This is a genomic window from Streptomyces sp. NPDC059166, from assembly GCF_042755185.1.
GTDB lineage: Bacteria > Actinomycetota > Actinomycetes > Streptomycetales > Streptomycetaceae > Streptomyces.
Window position 1 is genome coordinate 65,929 of the sequence record NZ_JBHZCI010000006.1, and the last position, 20,469, is coordinate 86,397.

Consider the following 20,469-nt stretch of genomic DNA (forward strand, 5'->3'; position numbering starts at 1 on the left):
CCGGAGCCGAACGGGGAAGAGCGTGCCGACCGCAATAGCAGTGACCAGTGCTGATCTGGTGCTACCGCCCACTGATCAGCAGACACCCACAGCGGCGCTGCTGCAGGCCCCCGAAGCCCAGACCCTCGACCTCGCGATCGCGGACATGAGCGTGCTCCTGGAGCAGCACGGCTATGTGGTCGCGATCTGCCCGGCGGGCATCGCCCCCGCCCACGAACGCCGGCTGCACGCCGTCCGCGCGATGCTGGAGAGCGACCGGATCGCCCTGGTCAAGGTGGATCTGCCGCCGCTCGGTGTGGCGGTGCTGGTGCGCCAGCTCCGCCAGTTGTCGATCTGCGACTTCAGCCCAGGAGTGATCGCGTCGGCTGCCCGGCTGCTCGCCTACTACATCCACCCCGGCGCTCTGCTGAACTCGGTGGCCAAGCTCGACCGCGTCCCCGTCAGCCTGAAGACGCACGCCAAGTCCTGGGTCCCGGGGTCACAGTTCCTCGTCCTGGCCGGACCGAATCCACAGCTGATCAAGATCGGAACGGGGGTCGAGCCGCCGGCAGGCCCTGATTTCCCCTCCCATCTCCTGGTTGCCAAAGGCCAGACGACCTCCGATTGGGTGCAGCAGACCCTGGCGCCCGCCTGGCAGGTCCAGGCCGTTCAGGAGTGCCCGCTGCCCTCCGCTTCCGCCGGTTGGTGGGGGACGGGGAAACTGATCGAATTCGCCTCCTTCCTGCCGGACATCTCGGTGATCTATCAACTGGTCTCGTCCGTGAGGCGGGAGAACTGCCACTGGTGCGGAATGGAGCTCATCGGCGACCGTTGCGGATTCTGTTCCTCCCCGTTGGCCCCACCGGAGAACCGAACGCACTCCACCGGTGTCCTGACCCATGGAGCGCCCGTGCCGCCCAGCACCTGAGGGCCCCGCCCGCTCCCGCACGACACCGCACACCCCTCTCTGTCCGCTGCTCCACGCATCCGATTCGAACGAGGTTGTCCGGCCCATGAACTCCCGCCAGCGCCGCGGCATGATACTCCTGCTCCTGTCGGTCCTCTGCGCCTTCGGCGCCTTCGCCGGGGTCCTCTCGGTGATCAGCGACGTCAACTCGAAGGTCGGGCCGGAGGTCGACGCGTACCGGCTGAAGACCAATGTGGCGCCGTACACAGCGCTGTCGAGCGGTCAGTTCGAGAAGGTGTCCATGCCGAAGCGCTGGCTGTCCGACAACGCCGTTACGGAGCTTTCGGAGATCGACGGAAAGATCGCTGTGACACAACTGCAGAAGGGTTCCCTGATGCAGTCCGACATGATGGTCAAGAGCCCGGAACTGCGCCCGGGCGAGCAGGAGATCGCCATCATGATCGATGCGGCTACGGGTGTCGCAGGCAAGATCCACCCCGACGACAAGGTGAACATCTACGCCACCTTCGCGGGCGAGCGGGAGGGCGATGTCGCCCAATCCAAAGTCATCGTCTCCAACGCGAAGGTGCTGGACGTCGGCCAGCTGACTGCCCTGCAGCCCGACGACGACAGCCGGGACAAGGCATCGGAGGTCGTTCCGATCACCTTCGCGCTCAACACGCTCGACACGCAGCGCATCGCATACGCGGAGTCCTTCGCAGAGCACGTGCGTCTGGCGCTGATCGCGCCCGGTAGCGACGGCACCATCCGTCCAGGGGATCGCACCTACACGCTCGACAAGGACAAGTGAGGGTTGGATGACTACGAGGATCCTCCCGGCTGTCGGCGACGCCGATGCGTCCAGGTCCGTGACCACTCTGCTCAGCCAGCTGCCCGATGCGGAGCCGGCGGTCCCCGTCGGTGACTCGACCCAGCTCATCGACATGCTCGCCCGATTGGCGGGTGAGTCCATCGAAGAGCTGCCCGAGGTCGTCCTGGTGCACGAACGGATCGGTCCGGTGCCCGCGCTCGAGCTCATTCGGGAGGTGTCCCTGCGCTTCCCCGCCGTAGGCGTGGTGCTCATCACCGCGGACGCCAGTCAGGCGTTGTTCGCGGCAGCCATGGACGCAGGCGCGCGAGGCGTCGCCTCACTCCCACTGAGCTACGAGGAGCTCGCCAACCGCGTCCAGGCTGCTGCTCAGTGGTCGACTGGCGTGCGTCGGCATCTCGGAGCAGGCAGCAGCGACGTGTTCACAGGGCCGGGCGGCACGGTCGTCACCGTGACCGGCGCCAAGGGAGGTGTGGGAGGGACGGTCACCGCAGTGCAACTGGCCCTTGCTGCGCAGGCTTCCGGGCACACGACGGCCCTCGTCGATCTGGACCTGCAGACCGGGGACATCGCCTCGTACCTCGATGTCCAGTTCCGTCGTTCGATCGTCGATCTGGCGGCGATCACCGACATCTCCCCCCGGGTCCTGTCTGACGCGGTCTTCTCCCACTCCACGGGCATGGCCCTGCTTCTGGCCCCCGGTGAGGGCGAGCGAGGCGAAGAGGTCAGTGACCGCTCCGCCCGGCAGATCGTCAGCGCCCTGCGCTCCCGGTACCAGGTGGTCGTCATGGACTGCGGCAGCCAGATGAGCGGCGCCAACGCGGCCGCCATCGAGATGGCGGACATCGCGGTGCTGGTCACGACACCCGATGTGGTTGCGGTACGTGGGGCGAAGCGGATCGTACGGATGTGGGACCGGCTGCAGATCCGCAAGGCGGAGGACACGGTCACGGTGGTCAACCGTTTCAACCGCAGTACCGAGATCCAGCCACCGCTGATCCAGCGGATCACCGGCACCCGGATGGCCGCGACGGCCGTACCGGCCGGCTTCAAGGAGCTCCAGGGAGCTGTGGACGCGGGGAGGATGCACGAACTCGACGCCAAGAGCTCCGTCAAGCAGGCGTTGTGGGCGCTCTCCGGCGAGCTCGGGCTGGTGAAGTCCGCGGAGAAGCCGGAGAAGAGTGGCGGCAAGTACCGGAACGACAGGGGCGCCGTGGGACGCCCACGACGTGCATAGGTGAGCACCACACGCGGAGAAGCTGACTCAAGGGGGCATGTTGAGCGATGAATGTCGAGTGGACAGCAGACCGACCGACAGGCGGACGGAGCGGTGGGCTTCCGGGTGACCGGCGGTTCGGCGACCGGGGTCAGACCGCCATCGAGTTCCTTGGGGTCACCCCGCTGATCATCCTGCTCCTCGTCGCGCTGTGGCAGTGTGCGCTGATCGGTTACACCTTCAGCCTCGCGGGACATGCCGCGAGTGAAGGGGCCCGTGCGGGAACCTCGGCTGAGTACTTCTCCGCGTGGGCCTGCGAAGAGGCCGCCGGTGACGACCTGCCCAGAGCATGGGCCGGCGCGGCGGACACCCGCTGCCAAGCCGAATACGGCATGTACCGGGCGGTCGTCGAGCTGAAGGTGCCGGTGCTGGTTCCCGGGGTTCTGAACTTCCCCATGACGGTCGAGGGCAACGCCGCCTCGGTGAAGGAGGGCTGACGGATGCGTATGGAGCTGAACCGGAGACGGCACGAGCGTGGCCAGGTCGCGATCGAGTACATCGGGTTCATCCCCCTGCTGCTGATCGTCGGGCTCTTCGCGATTCAACTGGGGGTAGCCGCCTACACCGTGAGCCAGGCCGGCACGGGTGCGCGGGCGGCGGCCCGGATGGCGAGCTTCGACACGCCGGCACTGCCTCCGTCGGTGGCGGGTCGGGCCGCGATGAGTAGCTGGCTCGCCGACAACTCGCAGTTCAGGCCGTCCTGGGGATTCGACGACGTGACCTACACCGCGCGGGTGAAGATCCCGTCCGTCGTCCCCGGGGTCGACGACTGGGGATGGGCGGAACGGAGCACCACCATGCCCCGCGACTGACGTCCGGGAAGGGATCCGGCGAACCAGCTCAGGACGATCGAACTAGGAGTACGGCATGAGCCTGCGGGCACGCATCACCGCCCCCGAGGAGCGCGGAGCGGGCAGGGAGGACGGCCACATGGTCGCCACCTACCGGGCCAAACTGCTCGAGGAGATCGACCTGGCGGAGATGTCCTCGCTCGCGGCGGCGGACCGCCGGGCCAGGCTGGAGCGCGTTCTCGGCCACATCATCAGCCGCGAAGGGCCGGTCCTCTCCACGGTCGAGCGGTCGCAGCTCATCCGCCGGGTCGTCGACGAGGCCCTGGGCCTCGGCATCCTGGAACCGCTCCTCGAGGACGCTTCCATCACCGAGATCATGGTCAACGGGCCGGATCAGATCTTCGTCGAGCGCAGCGGCAGGGTCGAGCAGCTTCCCATGCGGTTCGGTTCGCACGAGCAGTTGATGCAGACGATCGAACGCATCGTCTCGACCGTGAACCGGCGTGTCGACGAGGCGAATCCCATGGTCGACGCCCGTCTCCCCAGCGGCGAGCGTGTCAACGTGATCATCCCGCCGCTGTCGCTGACCGGGGCCACACTCACGATCCGGCGTTTCCCGAGGTCTTTCACTCTTCAGGAGATGATCAGCTTCGGCTCGCTCGACGAGCAGATCCTGATCCTTCTCTCCGGCATGGTCCAGGCGAAGTTGAACATCATCGTCTCGGGAGCGACCGGCACGGGCAAGACGACGCTGCTCAACGCCCTGTCCGGCCTGATCCCGAACCACGAACGAATCGTGACCATCGAGGACTCGGCCGAACTGCAGCTCCAGCAGAACCATGTGATCCGCCTCGAGTCCCGCCCCGCGAACGTCGAGGGCAAAGGCCAGATCACCATTCGCGACCTGGTGCGCAACTCCCTGCGTATGCGCCCCGACCGCATCGTCGTCGGTGAGGTCCGAGGCGGAGAATCCCTTGACATGCTCCAGGCGATGTCGACCGGTCACGACGGTTCGCTCGCCACCGTCCACGCCAACAGTGCCGAGGACGCCCTCATGCGCCTCCAGACTCTGGCGTCGATGTCCGAGATCAAGATCCCCTTCGAGGCCCTGCACGATCAGATCAACAGCGCGGTGGACGTCATCGTCCAGCTCACCCGATTCGCCGACGGGGCCCGCCGGGTCACCGAAGTCGCGGTTCTCGACTCACACGGCAGGGACAACTACCGCATCGTGAGCGTCGCCCGCTTCAACGCCCAGCCGATGGGCGCCGACGGGCAGATCCACGGGGAGTTCCAGTATCTCCCGATCCCGAGGAAACTCGCCGACCGGCTCTACATGGCCAGCCAGCCCATCCCGCAGGCCTTCGGAGTCGCACGGTCCGACGAACAGCTCGCCACCCGAGAGGCCAAGTAGGTACCGCGCATGAACAATCTTCCGCTGCTCACCGTGGGCGTCACACTTCTGTGCGGCGTACTCGGAGTCGCCGGCCTGCACACCTACTCCGCCGGCCGGGTCGAACGTGAGGCTCTGGTGGACCGGCTCTCCCATACAGGACAGATCCCCGCCGCCGGACGCCACCGCAGGTTCCGGGGCTTCGACCGGCGGCTACGCAAGACGGGGCTCGGCCGGAGAATCGAGTTGAAGCTCGCCGCGACCGGCCTGGAAGTCACCCCGGGCGAGTTCTTCGTGTACGCGATTGCCGCGATTGCCGCGCTCTGGATGATCGCCTCGTCGTTCCTGGCGTCGTTCTTCGGGCCGCTCGCGGCGGTCATCGCCGTCTGGGGCGCGAATACCTTCCTCAACTGGCAGCGCACCAAGCGCACCGAGCGCTTCATCAACCAATTGCCCGAGCTCTCGCGCATCCTGGCCAACGCCACACAGGCGGGGCTCGCTCTCCGTACCGCCATCTCCATGGCCGCGGACGAGCTGGAAGCCCCGGCCGGCGAGGAGCTGAGCCATGTCTCACGCCGTCTCGCCGTGGGGGAACCTCTGGAGGACGCGCTGAGCGAGCTCACCGACCGGCTGCCGTCGAGGGAACTCGTCGTGCTTGTGACGACGCTCGTCCTGTCCAACCGGGCGGGTGGCACAGTCGTCAGTTCGCTGCGCAACCTCACCGAGACACTGGAGGAGCGCAAGGAGACCCGGCGCGAGGTCAAGACGCAGCTCTCCCAGGTCACCGTGACCGCCTACGCCGTACCGATCTTCGGGCTCGGCGCGCTGATGCTGCTCAACGCGGTGATGCCGGGCGCTCTCGACCGGATGACAGGTGCCGTGGTCGGACAGGTGTCGGTGATCATCTCCATCGCGCTCTACGCACTTGGCTTCGTGGTGATCCGTCGTCTCTCCCGCATCGATATCTGACCCGAAAAGCTGAGGGTGTTGCCTGACATGGACCTGTTGCTCTCGCTACTGATCGGTCTCTCCGTGTACGGAGCCATCCAGGGCATCCGCATGTACCGGGCGGAGGCTCAACTTCCGAGCGACCTCGCCATCGCGCTCGAAGTCGGCTCCACACGGACCAGTGCGGTGGGATCCGGCATCGACCGAATGGGGATCCGCTGGGCTCCCGCGGTGCTCAGGATGATGGGACCCAAGGCGGTCAACAAGAAACGGCGTCAGATCGACCTGGCCGGAAACCCGGGCGGTCTCACGATCGACCGGTACGCGGCCCGGCGTGCCGTCTACGGGGCACTGGGCCTGGCCGGAGCCTTCTCGATGGTGCTCCAGGGGCAGTTGGTCCTGGCCCTGATCATGGTCCTCTTCGCGTTCTTCTGGGTCGAGGTCGGCATCTGGTCGGCGATCAGGATCAGGAAGGACCACATCGAACGGACACTCCCGGACTTCCTCGATGTCCTGGCCGTGGTCGTCTCGGCAGGTCTGGGATTCAGGCAAGCGCTGGAGAGGGTCGCCGACAAGTACGAGGGCCCCTGGGCCGACGAACTCCGCATCACACTGCGGCAGATGGACATGGGAGTGAGCAGGCGGCAGGCATTCGAGGAACTCCGGCGGCGCAACGACTCCGAACAGGTCGCCATGTTCGTCACAGCCCTGCAGCAGGGGGAGGAGCTCGGCTCGCCGATCGTCGACACCCTGATCGCCATCGCCAACGACATGCGGCGTACCGACGCACAGGCCGCCCGGCGCAAGGCCGCCAAGGCGGTACCCAAGGCAACCTTCGCCGTCACGACCTTCCTCCTGCCGGGGACTCTGATCCTCCTGACGGTCGGCTTCGTCTACGGCGCGAACGTCGACCTCGGATTCATGGGTGGCTGACGACATGGGCAGTCGCGCCGAGATCCGGAGACGAGGGAGGCAGGAGGCACGGTGATTCGCGCAAGGCTGTTCACCGCACGATCGAAGGCGGAAGTGGGCACGGAGGCTGCCGTCGCCGAGCAGCCGCGCCCTGCTCTCGCCATCCAGGTGAACGCCCTCCAGGCCATGTGCCGACAGGTGTTCGGCTTCCGGCTTGCCATGCTGGCCATAGCCACGCCCCTGGCGGTCGACAGCACCGCGCCGGGGCTGGCCACGTGGCTGGTCGGCTCCGCAGTACTCGTCACGTTCATGGGCTCGTACATGCTCTTCCGCGACTGGGAGCGCTTCGGCCCGCTTCTCCTGCGCCATCCCTGGAGCCTGGGAATTGACGCCCTCTTCGGTGCGCTGCTGCTCGTCACCGCGTCTCCGGACTCGACGCTCGCCTACGTCACGGTGTGCACGCCCCTTCTCGCGGGTCTCGTGTCGGGCTGGCGGGGAGCCGCAGTCCTCGCGGCGGTGCAGACAGTGATCATCGTGACCGTCTACGGAGTCGACGAATCCCTTCAGACAGCCGCTGCAGCCCTCCTGCTGCCGGGCTTCTGCGTCATCGGCGGAGCGGTCGGTGTCACCTTGAGGAATCTCCTGCTCCGGTTCGGGGAGGCCAGCCACGCGCTGACCGAGACCCGGGCACGTCTCGCGGTCAGCGAGGCAGTCAGCGGGGAGCGCACCCGCCTGGCGAGGGAGATGCACGACTCCGTCGCCAAGACCCTCCACGGACTGGCCCTGGCGGCTGACGGTCTCGCCCACTCTGCGGACCGGATGGAGCCGCTGACCGTGAGGCACCAGGCCGGACTGGTTGCCAGGTCCGCCCGGCGGGCCGCGGCCGAGTCACGTGAGCTTCTTTCCGACCTGCGGCGCGAATCGGGGCTGGACGGCGGGGTCGATGTGCTCGCCGAACTTACGGCCCGAGTGCAGGATTTCAGCGCGCGGCACGCCTTTCCCGCAGTGTTTCGGCTGCTCAACGACGTCCCCGTGCCGCCGGTGCCTCAGGTCGTGGCACGGCAGTTGCTCTCGATCGCCTCCGAAGCGATGGAGAACGCGCATCGACACGCGCACCCGACCTATGTGGTGGTGCTCGCCGGCGTCAAGGGTGACGTCCTGCGAGTAACTGTCTACGACGACGGCCGGGGACTGCCCGCCGGAACATCTCTGGACAGTCTGCGGCGGGGTGGCCACTTCGGCCTTCTTGGCATGGTCGAGCGGGCCGCGTCCATCGGAGCCCGTATCCGCATCGGGAAGGGCAAAGCGGCCAAGGGTACTGAAGTGCGCCTGGAGCTTCCCATGGCTGCGATTGCAACCAGTTCCCATGGCGTGCCCGACCACAGCTCCCGGGCCGAAGGAGCGTTCATATCGCAGATGAGGTAACTCGTTCCGCCCAATCCCCCGAGACCACCCGAGAGGAGTCGAAGAATGTCGGACAACACCCCGCCTGCTGCGAGCCAGAACTGGGCAGCTCGTTCACACGCCCCCCAGAACGCACCGTCGCAGGCACTCCCGTCTCAGCCGGACCAGAGTTCGAGCGCATTCCCCGCGGACCCGTTCACGGGACCGGCCCGCGAGCAGATGCCTCCGCTCCCGGCGAGTCGTGCCGGCTTCCATCCCATCGCGCCCCTGCGGGTCGTCGTCGCCGACGACAACCCGGTGGTGAGGGCCGGCTTGGGGGTGCTGCTGTCGGGGCGGGCGGACATCGAGGTGGTCGCCGAGGCCGCAGACGGTCGGCAGGCCTACGACGAAGCAGTCCGGTACCGCCCCGACGTCGTACTCCTCGATGTGCGCATGCCTGGCGTGGACGGCATCTCGGCACTGCCGCACCTGGTACAGGTTGCACCCGTGATGATGCTGACGTACAGCCGGGAGAGCGAGGTCGTGCACGAGGCGTTGCGTCTTGGAGCCAGCGGTTACCTGGTCCACGGAGAGTTCACCGCGGACCAGCTCGTGCAGGCAGTCAGGGACACCAGGGAAGGCCGTGCGCACTTCACCGCCACAGCGGCCAACGCCCTCCTTGCTCATATGCGGCAAGGGCCCACGCCATCAGGACAGGCTCTCCCCGACGGCCTGGGGACGGCACTCACCGCCGGGCACGCACACAGGGCGATTGATGTGGGTGGCCTGCTCCCCTCCGGTCCGCACCAGGGTCCCCCGGTCGGTCCGCAGCCGGTGCGGCGACCCGCTGGCAACCCGCAGGGTCTTTCGCACATGCAACCTGTTGTGGCACAGTCGTCGTTCGATGGAGGTTCAAGTCCGGGGCGAGAGCCCAACAAAGCGCAGTTCGGGCTGAGTTCACGGGAGGTGGAGGTGATGGAGCTGATCTCGTCAGGGATGAGCAATCAGCAGATCGCCGCCACCTGCTTCATCAGCGAGAAGACCGTGAAGAACCACATCAACCGCATCTTCACGAAGTTGCACAGCAGCAGCAGGAGTGAAGCGATCGCCCGGTGGCTCGGCACAGCACCGAGTAAGGGGCCCGACGCCGGGGGGGCGGGCAGTCATGGATGAACGAAGCGGGTACATCCGGACCAGTCGTATGGGGCCATGGGCCCAACTCGGGTTTTGGGCCTGCGATTGGGCCCACGGGCCCTCTGGCGCCAGAGGTGTGCAGGCGTACTTTCCTCATGTCGACAGCGGCACCGGCCAGGAGGAAGCCGGTTACGCGGGAGACATAGACAGGACGTACACGTCGGCCGCCCTGAGGCCGGCCGGAACCGGAGGGGAACACCATGATGAACGACACGATGCTGAAGGCCGCCGTCGACACCCAGCTCGCTGTGCGCGGCTGGAGGAACACCGTCGTCGCCCGCATGACGGGCCGCGAGCGCTCCAAGGGACAGACGGCCTTCGAGTACCTGGGCATCATCCTGGTGGTCGTGGCGATCATCGGTGGGATCGCGGCCTCGGGCATCGGCGGGGACATCAAGGCGAAGATCAGCGAGCAGGTCGGCAAGATCAAGGCAGGCTGACCCTGCGCTCCAGTCGCGACGCCGGGCAGGCCTTCCCCATCTACATCATGATGGTGGCGGGCCTGCTCTTCGTCGCGTTCGCCTTCTTCGCTGTCGGTCAAGCCTCTGCCACGCGCAACGGCGCGCAGGGCGCGGCGGACGCCGCCGCGCTCGCAGCCGCCCAGGACGCCCGCGACGGCCTAGGCGCGCCCTTCCTCGCGGCGCTCGAGTCCCCGCAGTCACTCGATCGATTCCTGCGCGACTACCAGTTCGCCTGGGGTCCGTGCAACAACGCCCAGCGCCTTGCCTCCGCCAACCGTTCTGATGTCGTGCCAGGCGGCTGCTACTGGACTTACGGATACGTCCGGGACCGCGTGACCGCGAAGGTCGAGACCCGGTATACGGTCGGCAGCTCTGTGATTCCTGGTACGGAGAACGAACGGGCTACGGCGGAGGCGACGGCTGCGATCGAGTTCAGGTGCACCTGGAAGCTCCGCGGGCCACTCTTCGTCTTTGACTGTGACGGCCGTTCGGGGATCGTCATTGACCCCACGAAGCCGCTCCAGGAACCATGGTCGGAGCTGAGTAAGGCGTTCTTCGCAGTGCATCTGACTGGCTGACAGTGAATACGGAAACGAGGACTGGGATCTGATGAGCATTCGGCAGACTACGACGGCCCGAAGGAGCGCGTCGGCCGTGATGGTCGCGGCTGTCTTTGTACTTGCCCTGGCCGGCTGCGGTGGTGAGGAAGGGGGCGCGGACAAGCCGGGCAAGGCCTCGACCGCGCCGCCGGCCTCCGGCGAGGACAACAAGCAGCAGGACACGGCCGCCGGGGAGCCGCGGGACTCGAATGCAAAGCTTGCAGTCCTCAAGGGGTCCGGGGCCATGGAGTACACAGTGACTTCAGCGGTGCGAGACACGGGCGGTTTCGTCACGGTCACGGGGCAGATGAAGAACACAGGCACCGAGGACTTCTATCAGGTGCCTAGTTGGAGGGGGAACGAGAAGGAAATCCTGGCGGGCAGTGGAGACGCAGTCAGCGGCGGAACACTCGTGGATCAAGCTGGGAAGAAGCGTTACTACGTCCTCCGTGACACCGAAGGCCGGTGCCTCTGCACGACGGGCATCTCAAAGGTTGAAGCTGGGGCTTCCGTCCCGGTGTTCATGCAGTTCCCGGCGCCGCCGGAAGGTACCGACCAGGTCGATCTGACGATCCCGACGTTCGACACCGTCGCGATCAAGATTTCCGGGTGAGTGCCGCCATGACACGCAGCCCACGAACCCAGCCGTCACGTCTGATGGTGACCTCGGTGGTCGCAGCAGTGGTGATCACCGGTGCCAACCTGGCCGCAGCCGGGATCGCCCGGGCGGACGAGACCCCGAGTGTCCCGCCTGGCATGGAGGAGTCTGCCGCGCCACCGGTCAAGGTGGACCCCAACGACCCGGACCTCAAGATGCCCGAGGGCGGAACCCTTGCCCCCGAGAAGGTCCTCAACATCAAGTCGGTGGTCGAGGACCTCGGAGGCGAGGAGCGCCGGGAGGACAGCAACGCCAACATCAAGTTCGCCCTGCAGGCCGAGGTGCTTTTCGGCAAGGACAGCGCCAAGCTCAGCCCGGAGGCGAACTCCCGAATCGCCGCGATCGCCGAAGAGGTCAAGAAGCAGAACGCGACCAAGGTTCGGGTCTTCGGTTTCACCGACGATCTCGGCTCCGCCGCCCACGGCGATGTTCTGTCGAAGCAGCGCGCAGAGGCGGTTAACAAAGTGCTCTCCAAGCAGCTGCCCACCACCATCACCTTCGAGATCCGTGGCTACGGCGAGGAGTACCCCATCGCCGACAACGCAACGGAAGAGGGGCGAAAGAAGAATCGCCGAGTGGAAGTCTCCTTCCCTCGCGGCGAAAGCTCCTGAGCCCGCACATATCTCGGGCCGGCACCGTCGGTGCCGGCCCGAGATATGTCACAGCAGGTGGTCCGCCTTGCCGGCCTTGATGTCGAGGATCATCTGCTGAAGGGCTTCCCTGCTGTCCGTGAGGTAACGATCCTCCTGGCCGCTCACTGCGATGAAGGCGTGCCCTTCGGCGTCGGTCCCCAGCCGGAAGCAGTTGTTGCCCTCCCCGCAGAACGGTTCCTCCCAGACGACTTCGGCCATGTCTGATCTCCTCAAAGCTGACGCGAGAGTGAGTGGATGAAGTCCCGCGACTCGACGGGCCTGAGAGAGGCCTTCTCCATCCAGTCCAGGTGGGCGCGGTACTTGGTGAGCTGGATGTCGCTGAACATGAACTCCGGCCCGTGCGCGGAATCGAGCTGGGCCGTATCCAGCTGTGGCACAGCGCCGTGCGCGAACAACAGAGCGTGCCCCGCGCCGGGGAACGCTCCTCGGTCGACTGGAATGACACGGAGGTCCACGTTCTCGCGTTCCGAAGCCTCGCAAAGATGCTGGAGTTGATCGCGAGTCACCTGTCGTCCTCCGAACTGCATTCGCAGTGCTGCTTCGTGGACGAAGCCCACGTAGTCGACGGGGGTGACCCGGTCCAGTACCTGCTGGCGTTCCATGCGGTGGGATACCCGCAGCTCGATCTCCAGTCGTGAGAGCGTGGGCAGGACTGCTCCGAAGACCGAGCGGGCGTAATCGTCCGTATGAAGCAGGCCGGGCAGGTGTACGGTCTGCGCGGTTCGGATACGGTCGGCATGCCACTCGAGCTCGGCGATGTCCAAGAGGCCGGAGGGGAGTCTGTCCCGGTACTCCTCCCACCAGCCGACCCCGCGCTGCTCGGCCATTTTTACCAGGGCTTCGGCGTAACCATCGCCAGGATGACCGTAGTTGCTCACGAGGATCCGGACTCGTTCGGGCGTGACGGGGCGGACGCCTGCCTCCATGTTGGAGACCTTCGTCCGGTCGACTCCGAGCAGGATCGCAGCATGTGAGGTCGTGGCGCCGGCGGCGGTGCGCATTTTGCGGAGCTCCGCACCGAGGCGCCGTTGCCGCTGCGTGGGCGTGGAACTGCTCGGCATGTGGCCCTTCCTCCGCTGATGGGTGGCACTAGTCTGCCGCCGCGAGGGATGGCCAGTCCACTCGATGGGAGGCAATTGCCTCTGAATGGAAGACACCTGTGCCTGGCTGCGCCTACATTGAGTCACGTAAGACCACGCTGCGCACAGCCGAAGTGCATCGCGCCGTCCTGCCCGCGCCTCCTTCCCTGGGAGGGGCGGGGCGGTGTCAGGGAGACAGGCCACAGCTCTGCCGCAGTGAGTGTGAGGCGCCGCAGGTTCGCGGTGACCGTCAACTACGCCATCATCAGGAGCCATTAGTGCACCCGTACACGCCTCCGCCCCAACCCCAGGCCCTGTGTCCCGCCGCCCCCTCCGCCCCGCCGGGCCCGCACCGGACCGCTGCCCATGCCGTCTCCGGGGTGGCGGAACGGCGCCGGGCGCAGCGAGGGGTGGCGCTCAGTCTCAGCCTCACGCTCCCCGGTGACCTCCGCAGCGCGGCGGTCGGGCGGCGCGCGGTAGCAGCAGCCCTGCCGGCCTACGGGCTCCGCTCGTACGTCTGGCCCGCCGCGATCGCAGTGACCGAGCTCATCGCGCACGCCGCCGCCCTCACCCCCGGACGCGAGCTGTATCTCTCCCTCCGGCACCGTGACGCGGCCCTCCGCCTGGTCCTCTGGGACCAGCACCCCGCCCACCCCGACCCGGACGCCCGCGCGCTGTGCGACGCCAGGCGCAGGCGTACCCTCTGGCTCCTCGCGGCCGCGGTGGACGACTGGGGCGGAGAGTGGGGCAGTTGCGAGGCGCGGCCGCCCCACCAGGGTGTCAAGTCATGGGTGGTATTGCCGGAATGAGCAGACCGTCGCGGGGTGGCCTTGTCCACGGGAACGGGGTCCGGCACACCTTCTGTGGTGGGGTCACCGCGCGTGCATGGCAGTCATGGCGTCGGCGAGCTGTGTGACAGGATCTTCGGCAATCCGGTGCTGGGACCGCTGGGTGGGCCAGGTGGAGAACGCGTCGTCCGGCCAGCGTGGGACCACGTGGAAGTGCAGGTGGGGCACTGACTGCTCGGATCCGGGTCCACTGGCGCTCAGGACGTTGACGCCTCCGGCCTTCAACGCGGTCTGCATCGCCGCGGCAACCTGCTGGACCAGCGCCGTCGTGTGCGCCAGGTCCTCGGGGGGCACGTCGAAGATGCCCGCCCAGTGGGCGGTGGGAATCACCAGGGTGTGACCTGGCGCGAGGGGGTTCAGTGGAGCGAACGCGCTGGCCACAGGTCCGCGAGCCACCCACCGTGCGGCGTCGTCCTGGATCAGGTGACAGAAGGTGCAGTCCATACGCTCTGACCTTGCCGGAACCCGCACCGGCCTGCCAACTGTTTGGCGGGCCTTCTGCTCACTGTCTGCGACCAGCCCACAGAAGGTGTGTCGGAACCCGTTCCCATGGGCACAGCCGGCCACCAGCATCCTCCCGTCCGTCCTGGTTCTGCTTAGCGGCCGGTGGCGGCCGGGCAGGCGCGGCTGAGGGTGCGGGGCGACCAGTCGAGCGCGGCGGCTGGCCGACGACGCGGTGGCCGCGGGCGAAGTCCTGCCCCCGAGGCCTCAGGCCTCCGATTTGGGCCCCCGGGCCCATGCCCGGAGGCACCGCCCCGTGGTCGGATGAGTGTCGTGGGTGAAATCCCGCGCTGAGACGACTGGTTGGGGGATCAGGGTGTCTGGCACAGGCGGCCTCGCGGCTTACGGCGGCTCCGGATGGATATCGGCGCCCACGGGAAGGGCGTCGCTGCCGCGACCGCTGCACGTGGTCCTGGTCCTCGTCCGGATCCTGTTCGGGTTCACGGTCGCCGGAGGCGTCAGCGGGCTGATGCTGGCCGCATCGGCCGGCGGTGTCGACGGCGAGCTGCTGGGGCTGCTGCTCTACGCGGCCCTGCCGGGAGCCGTGGGCTTCACCCTCGCCTCGCACGTCCGCACCGGCGACGTGTGGATCTGGCGTGGGCTCCTGGGCGTCCACGTGTGGTTCCTGCTCGGAGCGCTGGCCACGCTGAGCGGCGGGCAGACCGGGCGTGGTCTCACCCAGCTGCTGATTCCGCTGGTCACCCTGGTCCTGCTGTGCCGCCCCAGCTCCCGCGGGTGGTTCGACCTGCGGCCCGAACAGCGCGCCCCGCACCGGCCGTTCAGCATCGCCAGGATGATCACCTGGCGCCGCGACGGCGGTCAGACCGCGCTGGAGTACCTGGGTCTGGTCCTGGTGGTCGTCGCCCTCATCGGCGGCCTGGTGGCCACCGGCATCGGTGGCCAGCTGACCGGAGGGATACGCGGCGCGCTCTGCGAGCTGACCGGGAGCTCGTGTCCTCCGCCCGCCCCCGGTGAGGTGGTCGCCGGTGACGGCACCGACGGCGGGGTGACCGGGGGAGAGGACGGTGCGGACGGCGGAAGCAGCACGGGTGCCGACGGGTCCACCACGGGCGGAAGCGGCACGGGGGGCTCCGGCACCGGTGGGTCCGGTGCGGGTGGCGCGGACACGGGCGGCTCGGATGCCGGGGGATCCGCCACGGGCGGCTCGGACGCCGGAGGCGCGACCGGCGGGGGCTCCGAAGGGGCGTCGGGCGGCAGCACGGAAGGCAGCACCGGAGGCGCCTCGGGTGGCAGCACCGGAGGAACGACCGGCGGCACCGAAGGCAGCGCAGGCGGCCGTACCGAAGGCACCACGGGCGGCGACACCGGTGGTGAGACAGGCGGCACCACCGGAGGCACCGAGGCCGATCCCGCCGTCAGCGTGCAGGAGGAGACCGACGAGGAGAAGACCGACGCCGCCGACGACGAGCCGGGCTGGGAGGACGACGAGGCCGCCGCCGGTGACGACGGCAAGGAGGACGACGAAGGCTGCTTCTCCGGCTTCGGAGCCTTCTTCTCCTGCGCGGGGGACAAGGTCAAGCAGGTCGGCCAGGGAGTCTTCGTCGACGGGCTCTGGGGCGACGTCACCGGCCTCTGGGACACCGTCACCGACCTCCCCGGTGCCTGGGACGGCATCAAGGACTACGGAAGCTCCCTCGGCGACGCCTGGACCGAGAGCACCAAGGACGCCGGCGAGAAGTGGAGCAAGGGCGACTACTGGGACGCCCTGACCGACTGGGGCGGGGCCTCCGCCGACACAGGACTGACCGTCCTCGACGACATGTTCATCGGGGACGAGGTCAAGGACCAGTGGAACAACGGTCAGAAGACCCGTGCCGGTGCCAACGTCGTGTGGAACGTCGGTTCGCTCTTCATCCCCGGGTACGGCGAGGCCAAGCTCGTCGAGAAGCTGGGCAAGGTCGGGAAACTCGGCAAGCTCGGCAAGCTCGGCGAGGCGGCCCAGAAGGCCGGGAAGGCGGCCGAGCGGGCCCGTAAGGCCGCAGACAAGGGCGATGTCGGCGCGGCGAAGAAGGCCGCGGAGGAGGCGCAGCAGCACGCCGACGACGCCGCCGACCGGCTCGCGGAGAAGGGCTGCCTGATCAGCGCGGGTCCGCTGGGCGGCGGAATCCCGCCCGCACCGTCGTACGCCGGTGGCGTGAACGCGGCCGGCCCTGCACGGCTGGTGGCCTACCGCGTCCAGGGCGCACCCGCCGTCGTCACGGAGAAGAAGTGTGAGGGTGTCGACCAGGAGGAGATCGACGCCGCCGAACAGGCGCAGAAGGACGCGGACGCGGCCAAGGAGGCCGCGAAGGAGGCCGGCCGCAAGGAGGTCGCCAAGTGGAAGAAGCCGTCCTGGTACGGAGACCTGAAGAACCCCCGCAAGGGATCCAAGGACGCGGGCGACGGCACGTGGAAGGCCAAGAAGTCCGTGGCGTACTGGCCCAGCATGGAGCGCTGGATGCGCTACCAGGAGCAGGTCTCCGGGGTGAAACGCGGCAAGGAGTACGCGGTCAAGGACCCGAGGACCGGCCGGGACGTCGACTTCGACGGCTGGGACTCCGCCTCCCAGACGTACAAGGAGGCCAAGTTCGGATACGGCAAGAAGGTCCGGCCCGATGGCACACTCGAACCGGCCCAGGCGGCGAAGTTCGTCGAACAGGCGCAACGGCAGGTCCGCGCCGCCGGTGGCAAGCCGGTCGAATGGAACTTCTCCAACCCGAAGGTCGCCGAAGCGGCACAGAAGGCGTTCGACGACGCCGGCGTGGATGTGATCGTGAAGCACACTGAGGTCAAGAACTGAGCGGCGGCAGCACACGCACAAGGGCGGAGAGAGGCAGATGTCCGGCGAACTCGTAGTGAAGGTGTCCTGGGGCCCCCGCCCCGAGTCCTCCGAGGAGCTTGCGGTCCGCTGGCTGGCGGCGCTCGGCAGGCTGACGGAGCTCGCGGCGCCGGAGGCCGTCGAATGGCGCTGGGACACCGAGGACGGCAAGGGCGGTCCCGTCCCCTCCGACGCGAAGGAGTTCGCCCTCACGGTCGAAGCCGGTGGCCCCGAGGAGGACGCCGAGATCATCGGCCGGCAGGCCGCCGTCGTCGGCACCTGGCCGGACGGGGGGTACGTCTACCTCAGGGCCAAGGGCGGCGGCAGCGACGAGTACACGCCGTTCACGGCCACCCTCCAGCTGTTCCCGGCACAGGGAGCGCCCGCCGGAACCGAGCCACCGCTGGCCGGCGGCCTCCCCGAGGCGCTCGCCGTCCTCGCCGAGGCGTGGGAGGCCGACACCGGTCTGGCCTACGACCGTCCGCTGTTCAACGCCATCAGGTCCGCCTTCGGGCTCCGCAACTCGCAGCCCCGCTGCGGCTGGGCGACGTACCTCTCCGCCAACCGCGCCGCGCTCGTGCCCGGGGATCTCCCCGGAGTCCGGCACGCCACGGCCGGCGGTGGGCTCGTCCTGGACTCGGGGCGCTCCACGGAAGCGGTCGAGGCCGCACAGCGGGTCCTGGCGGACGCGGGAGCGCTGCAGAGCCTGCCGGTGTCCGATCCGCGCCCCGTCTGGTGACCGGTCCGCTGGAGTTCACGGCGCGGGTCAGGGAGACGACCGCCGCACTGGAGGCCCTGCGGACCGCCCCGTACGCGCCGCCCTGGCCCTGGTGCGCCGACCCCGGCCGCTCGGCCGCCGGAGAGGGCTTCGCCGTCGTCGCCCTCCGGGTCAGCGAGGACTTCCCCCGGGGACGAGATGGCGGCGACGAAGGCGGGGGCCTGGACGCCGCGCACGAGGCGTTCGAGACCGAACGCTGGGGAGCGGTGCTCGCGCTCGACGAACGCTGGGGAGCCCACGGCCGGATCTCCACCACCGCGTACGAGGAGCTGGACGCCGACGGTGCCGCCGTACCGCCGTTCCACGCCGCGCTGATCGAACTCGGTTACTCCGGCGACCTGCAGACCTGGGACACCGACGGCCGCACGGTCGGGATCGGCGTCGGGCAGATGGACAAGGAGGAGCCGGTCGTCCTGTACGCCGTCGCCCTGGACCCGGAGCACAGGACGTCCGGCTGACGCCGACGAGGTGGCTGGGCCCGGACGGTGCGGCCCGAAGCCGCCGGCCGCCCCGGCCGCCCCGGCCGCCCTGGCCGTACCGCCCCGGCCGCCCTGGCCGTACCGGCCGTACCGCCCCGGCCGTACCGCTCAGACCGCCTCCACGTGCACTCTCTCCCCGCAGAGCCGGGTCATGTCATCGGTGTCCGAGGTGAGGATGATCCAGGGGCCCTGATGGCTCAGCGCGGTGGCGGCCACCACCGCGTCGATCGCGTACCTGTGTCCGTTCAGCCCGGCATCCCGGAGCAGGGAGATCGCGTTCCAAGTGATCGATTCGGTCACCGGCAGCACCTGCAACCGTGAGACGTACCAGCGGAAGCGATCCATCTGGATCCTGTCGTGCCACGCCTCGATCAGAGTCAGGTCGCTCACCGCGACCAGCATGTCCTTCGACTGGGCCATTCCGACGAACGCGGTCACCTGGGGGTCGGCGCGTACGGTCTTCGACAGGCCCTCGCTGTCGAGCAGGAGGATTCCCTGGCTCAGCCGGCCGCGCGGTCGCGCCACGGCGAGTCCTTCCGGGCGCCCTCGTCCGGGGTGTCCGAGTCACTCGATTCGTCGGAGTCGGACGAGGTCAGTGCCTCGGCTCTGTGAAACGCCTCGGCCGCCCGGTCCGACATGGTCTGAGGGATCGGCCCGGTCTCGTCCTCGCTGGCCTGGAGCAGTTCGTCGAGCAGATCGCGCTGTATCTGCCGCTCGACGGCGGCACTGATGTATGCCGAGAAGCCCCGGCTGCCGACTCGGGCCCTGACCGCGGCGATCCGGCTGGCGGGCATCGAGACGCTGACCTTCTGCGCGGGGTCGTCCGCGTGATCGTTCTCCCGGTGGAACTCCATGGGACAACGGTGGCAAAAGGAGTGGCAAAGCCCCGGTGGCCGCGTTCACGGACGGTTCTCGCCGAGGTGGCGGTCAGCCGCCCAGGCTCGCCGCGAACCCCGCCAGCAGGCCCACCGCGAACAGACCCAGCACCCCCGCGAACACCGCCGGCATGAGTATCGGCCCCCACGCGCCCGGGCCCGCGACGGTCGCCCGCCGCTCCGGAGCCGCCGGGTCGTACGAGACGCGCACCGGCGCCCCGACCTCGAATCCGAACGGGCCGGGGGCGTGGTCGGTGAACTCCACCTCCCGGCCGTCCGGGGTGCGGAAGGCGAAGACGTACTCCGTGCGGTACCGGTTCTCCATGTCGCGGCCCCGGTCGATCACCCGCCGGTCCGAACAGCGGCCCTCGGCCCGCTCCCCGGACCGCACCAGCCGCAGCACCCGGCTCAGCCGGAGCGCCGAACGGACGGCGAAGGCTCCGAGGAACAGGCCGAACAGCAGCAGGAAGGTGGCCGTGCCACCAGGCAGTGCGTCCATGAACGAAACCCTGTCCAGGCCTACTTGACGGTGATCGACGAGACGAAGGAGTCGAGGTCCGCCGAGGACAGCGCACCCTTCACCGCGTTGATCCGGATGGCGAACGGTACGTCCTTCGAGTCGACCCCCGCCACCACCACCCCCGTCATCCGCGTCCCCTTCGCGGGGGTCGACTCCTCGCCGTTCGACGTGAACTCGTAGTCGATGCGGCGGGCTTCACGGGCGCTCTCCTCGCCCGCGAGGGTCACGTCCTCCGTCTCCTTCCGGGTCGCGCCGAGGCCGATCCCCGCCCCCGCCGCGGCCGCCGCCTCCCCGGCGTCGTCCACACCGGTGGCGAAGTCCAGCTGGACCGAGACCATTCCGGTCCGCACCCCCTTCTCCTCCTTGACCGCCACGGCGGCGTTCGCCCTGCTGCGCTCCGTCGCCGGCTGGGGCGCGTACCCCTGGTCCTTCGGGTAGCCCACCGACACGCTCCTCGTGTCGAGCGTCCCCCAGCCGTCCGGCACCGACGCGGTGTCCGTGCCGCCGCAGCCGGTGAGCAGGGGCAGGCCGAGGGCTGCGGCGAGTGCCGCGCCGAGCAGCGCCTTGGACTTCGTCAACGTCATCGCC

25 protein-coding genes are annotated in these 20,469 nt (G+C 68.4%); 18 read left to right on the forward strand and 7 right to left on the reverse strand.

The window, feature by feature from the left end; genetic code table 11:
• Positions 1–40: 40 nt before the first annotated feature.
• The 14 genes from ACFXOA_RS06500 (at position 41) to ACFXOA_RS06565 (ending at position 11,941) form a co-directional block, all read left to right on the forward strand.
• Entirely contained in the window at positions 41–907 is an 867-nt protein-coding gene (locus tag ACFXOA_RS06500; RefSeq protein WP_385023256.1) for a hypothetical protein, read from the forward strand.
• Between the two features lie 85 nt (positions 908–992).
• On the forward strand, positions 993–1,697 hold the full coding sequence (gene cpaB, locus ACFXOA_RS06505) for a Flp pilus assembly protein CpaB (protein WP_385023258.1): 705 nt from the start codon (positions 993–995) through the stop codon (positions 1,695–1,697).
• Between the two features lie 7 nt (positions 1,698–1,704).
• The gene (locus ACFXOA_RS06510) at positions 1,705–2,952 is read left to right on the forward strand and encodes a CpaE family protein (RefSeq protein WP_385023260.1); all 1,248 of its coding nucleotides are present in this window, start codon (positions 1,705–1,707) and stop codon (positions 2,950–2,952) included.
• 47 nt (positions 2,953–2,999) lie between these two features.
• Positions 3,000–3,428, forward strand: coding sequence for a TadE family protein (locus tag ACFXOA_RS06515; protein WP_385023262.1), 429 nt, complete (start codon positions 3,000–3,002; stop codon positions 3,426–3,428).
• Between the two features lie 3 nt (positions 3,429–3,431).
• Positions 3,432–3,803, forward strand: coding sequence for a TadE/TadG family type IV pilus assembly protein (locus ACFXOA_RS06520; RefSeq protein ID WP_385023264.1), 372 nt, complete (start codon positions 3,432–3,434; stop codon positions 3,801–3,803).
• Positions 3,804–3,858: 55 nt separating this feature from the next.
• Positions 3,859–5,196, forward strand: coding sequence for a CpaF family protein (locus tag ACFXOA_RS06525; protein ID WP_385023266.1), 1,338 nt, complete (start codon positions 3,859–3,861; stop codon positions 5,194–5,196).
• 9 nt (positions 5,197–5,205) lie between these two features.
• On the forward strand, positions 5,206–6,144 hold the full coding sequence (locus ACFXOA_RS06530; protein WP_385023268.1) for a type II secretion system F family protein: 939 nt from the start codon (positions 5,206–5,208) through the stop codon (positions 6,142–6,144).
• Positions 6,145–6,171: 27 nt separating this feature from the next.
• Positions 6,172–7,056 (forward strand): DUF5936 domain-containing protein, encoded by an 885-nt coding sequence (locus ACFXOA_RS06535; protein WP_385023270.1) that lies wholly within the window; start codon positions 6,172–6,174, stop codon positions 7,054–7,056.
• A gap of 66 nt (positions 7,057–7,122) precedes the next feature.
• The gene (locus ACFXOA_RS06540; protein ID WP_385023509.1) at positions 7,123–8,460 is read left to right on the forward strand and encodes a sensor histidine kinase; all 1,338 of its coding nucleotides are present in this window, start codon (positions 7,123–7,125) and stop codon (positions 8,458–8,460) included.
• A gap of 45 nt (positions 8,461–8,505) precedes the next feature.
• Entirely contained in the window at positions 8,506–9,591 is a 1,086-nt protein-coding gene (locus ACFXOA_RS06545; RefSeq protein ID WP_385023272.1) for a response regulator, read from the forward strand.
• Between the two features lie 224 nt (positions 9,592–9,815).
• Positions 9,816–10,052 carry a hypothetical protein gene (locus tag ACFXOA_RS06550; RefSeq protein ID WP_385023511.1) on the forward strand — a complete coding sequence of 79 codons (237 nt, stop codon included), beginning with the start codon at positions 9,816–9,818 and terminating at the stop codon, positions 10,050–10,052.
• 2 nt (positions 10,053–10,054) lie between these two features.
• Positions 10,055–10,651 carry a pilus assembly protein TadG-related protein gene (locus ACFXOA_RS06555; protein ID WP_385023513.1) on the forward strand — a complete coding sequence of 199 codons (597 nt, stop codon included), beginning with the start codon at positions 10,055–10,057 and terminating at the stop codon, positions 10,649–10,651.
• A 79-nt stretch (positions 10,652–10,730) separates the two neighbouring features.
• On the forward strand, positions 10,731–11,285 hold the full coding sequence (locus ACFXOA_RS06560) for a hypothetical protein (protein ID WP_385023515.1): 555 nt from the start codon (positions 10,731–10,733) through the stop codon (positions 11,283–11,285).
• Between the two features lie 8 nt (positions 11,286–11,293).
• Positions 11,294–11,941 (forward strand): OmpA family protein, encoded by a 648-nt coding sequence (locus ACFXOA_RS06565; RefSeq protein ID WP_385023517.1) that lies wholly within the window; start codon positions 11,294–11,296, stop codon positions 11,939–11,941.
• 48 nt (positions 11,942–11,989) lie between these two features.
• Here the strand turns inward: ACFXOA_RS06565 and ACFXOA_RS06570 are convergent, their stop codons facing one another.
• Positions 11,990–12,181 carry a hypothetical protein gene (locus tag ACFXOA_RS06570; RefSeq protein WP_385023274.1) on the reverse strand — a complete coding sequence of 64 codons (192 nt, stop codon included), beginning with the start codon at positions 12,179–12,181 and terminating at the stop codon, positions 11,990–11,992.
• 11 nt (positions 12,182–12,192) lie between these two features.
• Positions 12,193–13,044, reverse strand: a complete 852-nt coding sequence (locus tag ACFXOA_RS06575; RefSeq protein WP_385023276.1) for a helix-turn-helix domain-containing protein — start codon at positions 13,042–13,044, stop codon at positions 12,193–12,195.
• Between the two features lie 398 nt (positions 13,045–13,442).
• Here ACFXOA_RS06575 and ACFXOA_RS06580 point away from each other — a divergent pair, with 398 nt between their 5' ends.
• Entirely contained in the window at positions 13,443–13,871 is a 429-nt protein-coding gene (locus ACFXOA_RS06580) for an ATP-binding protein (RefSeq protein WP_385023278.1), read from the forward strand.
• Positions 13,872–13,934: 63 nt separating this feature from the next.
• On the opposite strand, the gene ACFXOA_RS06585 is transcribed toward ACFXOA_RS06580, so the two are convergent.
• The gene (locus ACFXOA_RS06585; RefSeq protein WP_385023280.1) at positions 13,935–14,354 is read right to left on the reverse strand and encodes an HIT family protein; all 420 of its coding nucleotides are present in this window, start codon (positions 14,352–14,354) and stop codon (positions 13,935–13,937) included.
• A gap of 373 nt (positions 14,355–14,727) precedes the next feature.
• On the opposite strand from ACFXOA_RS06585, the gene ACFXOA_RS06590 reads away from it, so the two are divergent.
• Genes ACFXOA_RS06590 through ACFXOA_RS06600 form a run of 3 tightly spaced genes read left to right on the forward strand, consistent with a single transcriptional unit; the run spans position 14,728 to position 18,465 of the window.
• The gene (locus ACFXOA_RS06590) at positions 14,728–17,211 is read left to right on the forward strand and encodes a Tox-REase-5 domain-containing protein (RefSeq protein WP_385023282.1); all 2,484 of its coding nucleotides are present in this window, start codon (positions 14,728–14,730) and stop codon (positions 17,209–17,211) included.
• A gap of 37 nt (positions 17,212–17,248) precedes the next feature.
• A complete protein-coding gene (locus ACFXOA_RS06595) occupies positions 17,249–17,968 on the forward strand; it encodes a hypothetical protein (RefSeq protein WP_385023284.1) in 720 nt (239 codons plus the stop codon).
• Positions 17,965–18,465 (forward strand): hypothetical protein, encoded by a 501-nt coding sequence (locus tag ACFXOA_RS06600; RefSeq protein ID WP_385023286.1) that lies wholly within the window; start codon positions 17,965–17,967, stop codon positions 18,463–18,465. The genes ACFXOA_RS06595 and ACFXOA_RS06600 overlap by 4 nt, the downstream gene beginning before the upstream one ends.
• Before the next feature lie 129 nt (positions 18,466–18,594).
• Here the strand turns inward: ACFXOA_RS06600 and ACFXOA_RS06605 are convergent, their stop codons facing one another.
• The 4 genes from ACFXOA_RS06605 to ACFXOA_RS06620 all read right to left on the reverse strand — a co-directional run bounded on the left by ACFXOA_RS06605 (position 18,595) and on the right by ACFXOA_RS06620 (position 20,465).
• Positions 18,595–19,011 carry a type II toxin-antitoxin system VapC family toxin gene (locus ACFXOA_RS06605; RefSeq protein WP_385023288.1) on the reverse strand — a complete coding sequence of 139 codons (417 nt, stop codon included), beginning with the start codon at positions 19,009–19,011 and terminating at the stop codon, positions 18,595–18,597.
• Positions 18,987–19,340 carry a CopG family transcriptional regulator gene (locus ACFXOA_RS06610; protein ID WP_385023290.1) on the reverse strand — a complete coding sequence of 118 codons (354 nt, stop codon included), beginning with the start codon at positions 19,338–19,340 and terminating at the stop codon, positions 18,987–18,989. The genes ACFXOA_RS06605 and ACFXOA_RS06610 overlap by 25 nt, the downstream gene beginning before the upstream one ends.
• Positions 19,341–19,413: 73 nt before the next feature.
• Positions 19,414–19,860: a DUF3592 domain-containing protein gene (locus ACFXOA_RS06615; protein WP_385023292.1), complete on the reverse strand. Its 447-nt coding sequence runs from the start codon at positions 19,858–19,860 to the stop codon at positions 19,414–19,416.
• Positions 19,861–19,880: 20 nt separating this feature from the next.
• Positions 19,881–20,465: a hypothetical protein gene (locus tag ACFXOA_RS06620; RefSeq protein WP_385023294.1), complete on the reverse strand. Its 585-nt coding sequence runs from the start codon at positions 20,463–20,465 to the stop codon at positions 19,881–19,883.
• Positions 20,466–20,469: the final 4 nt, after the last annotated feature.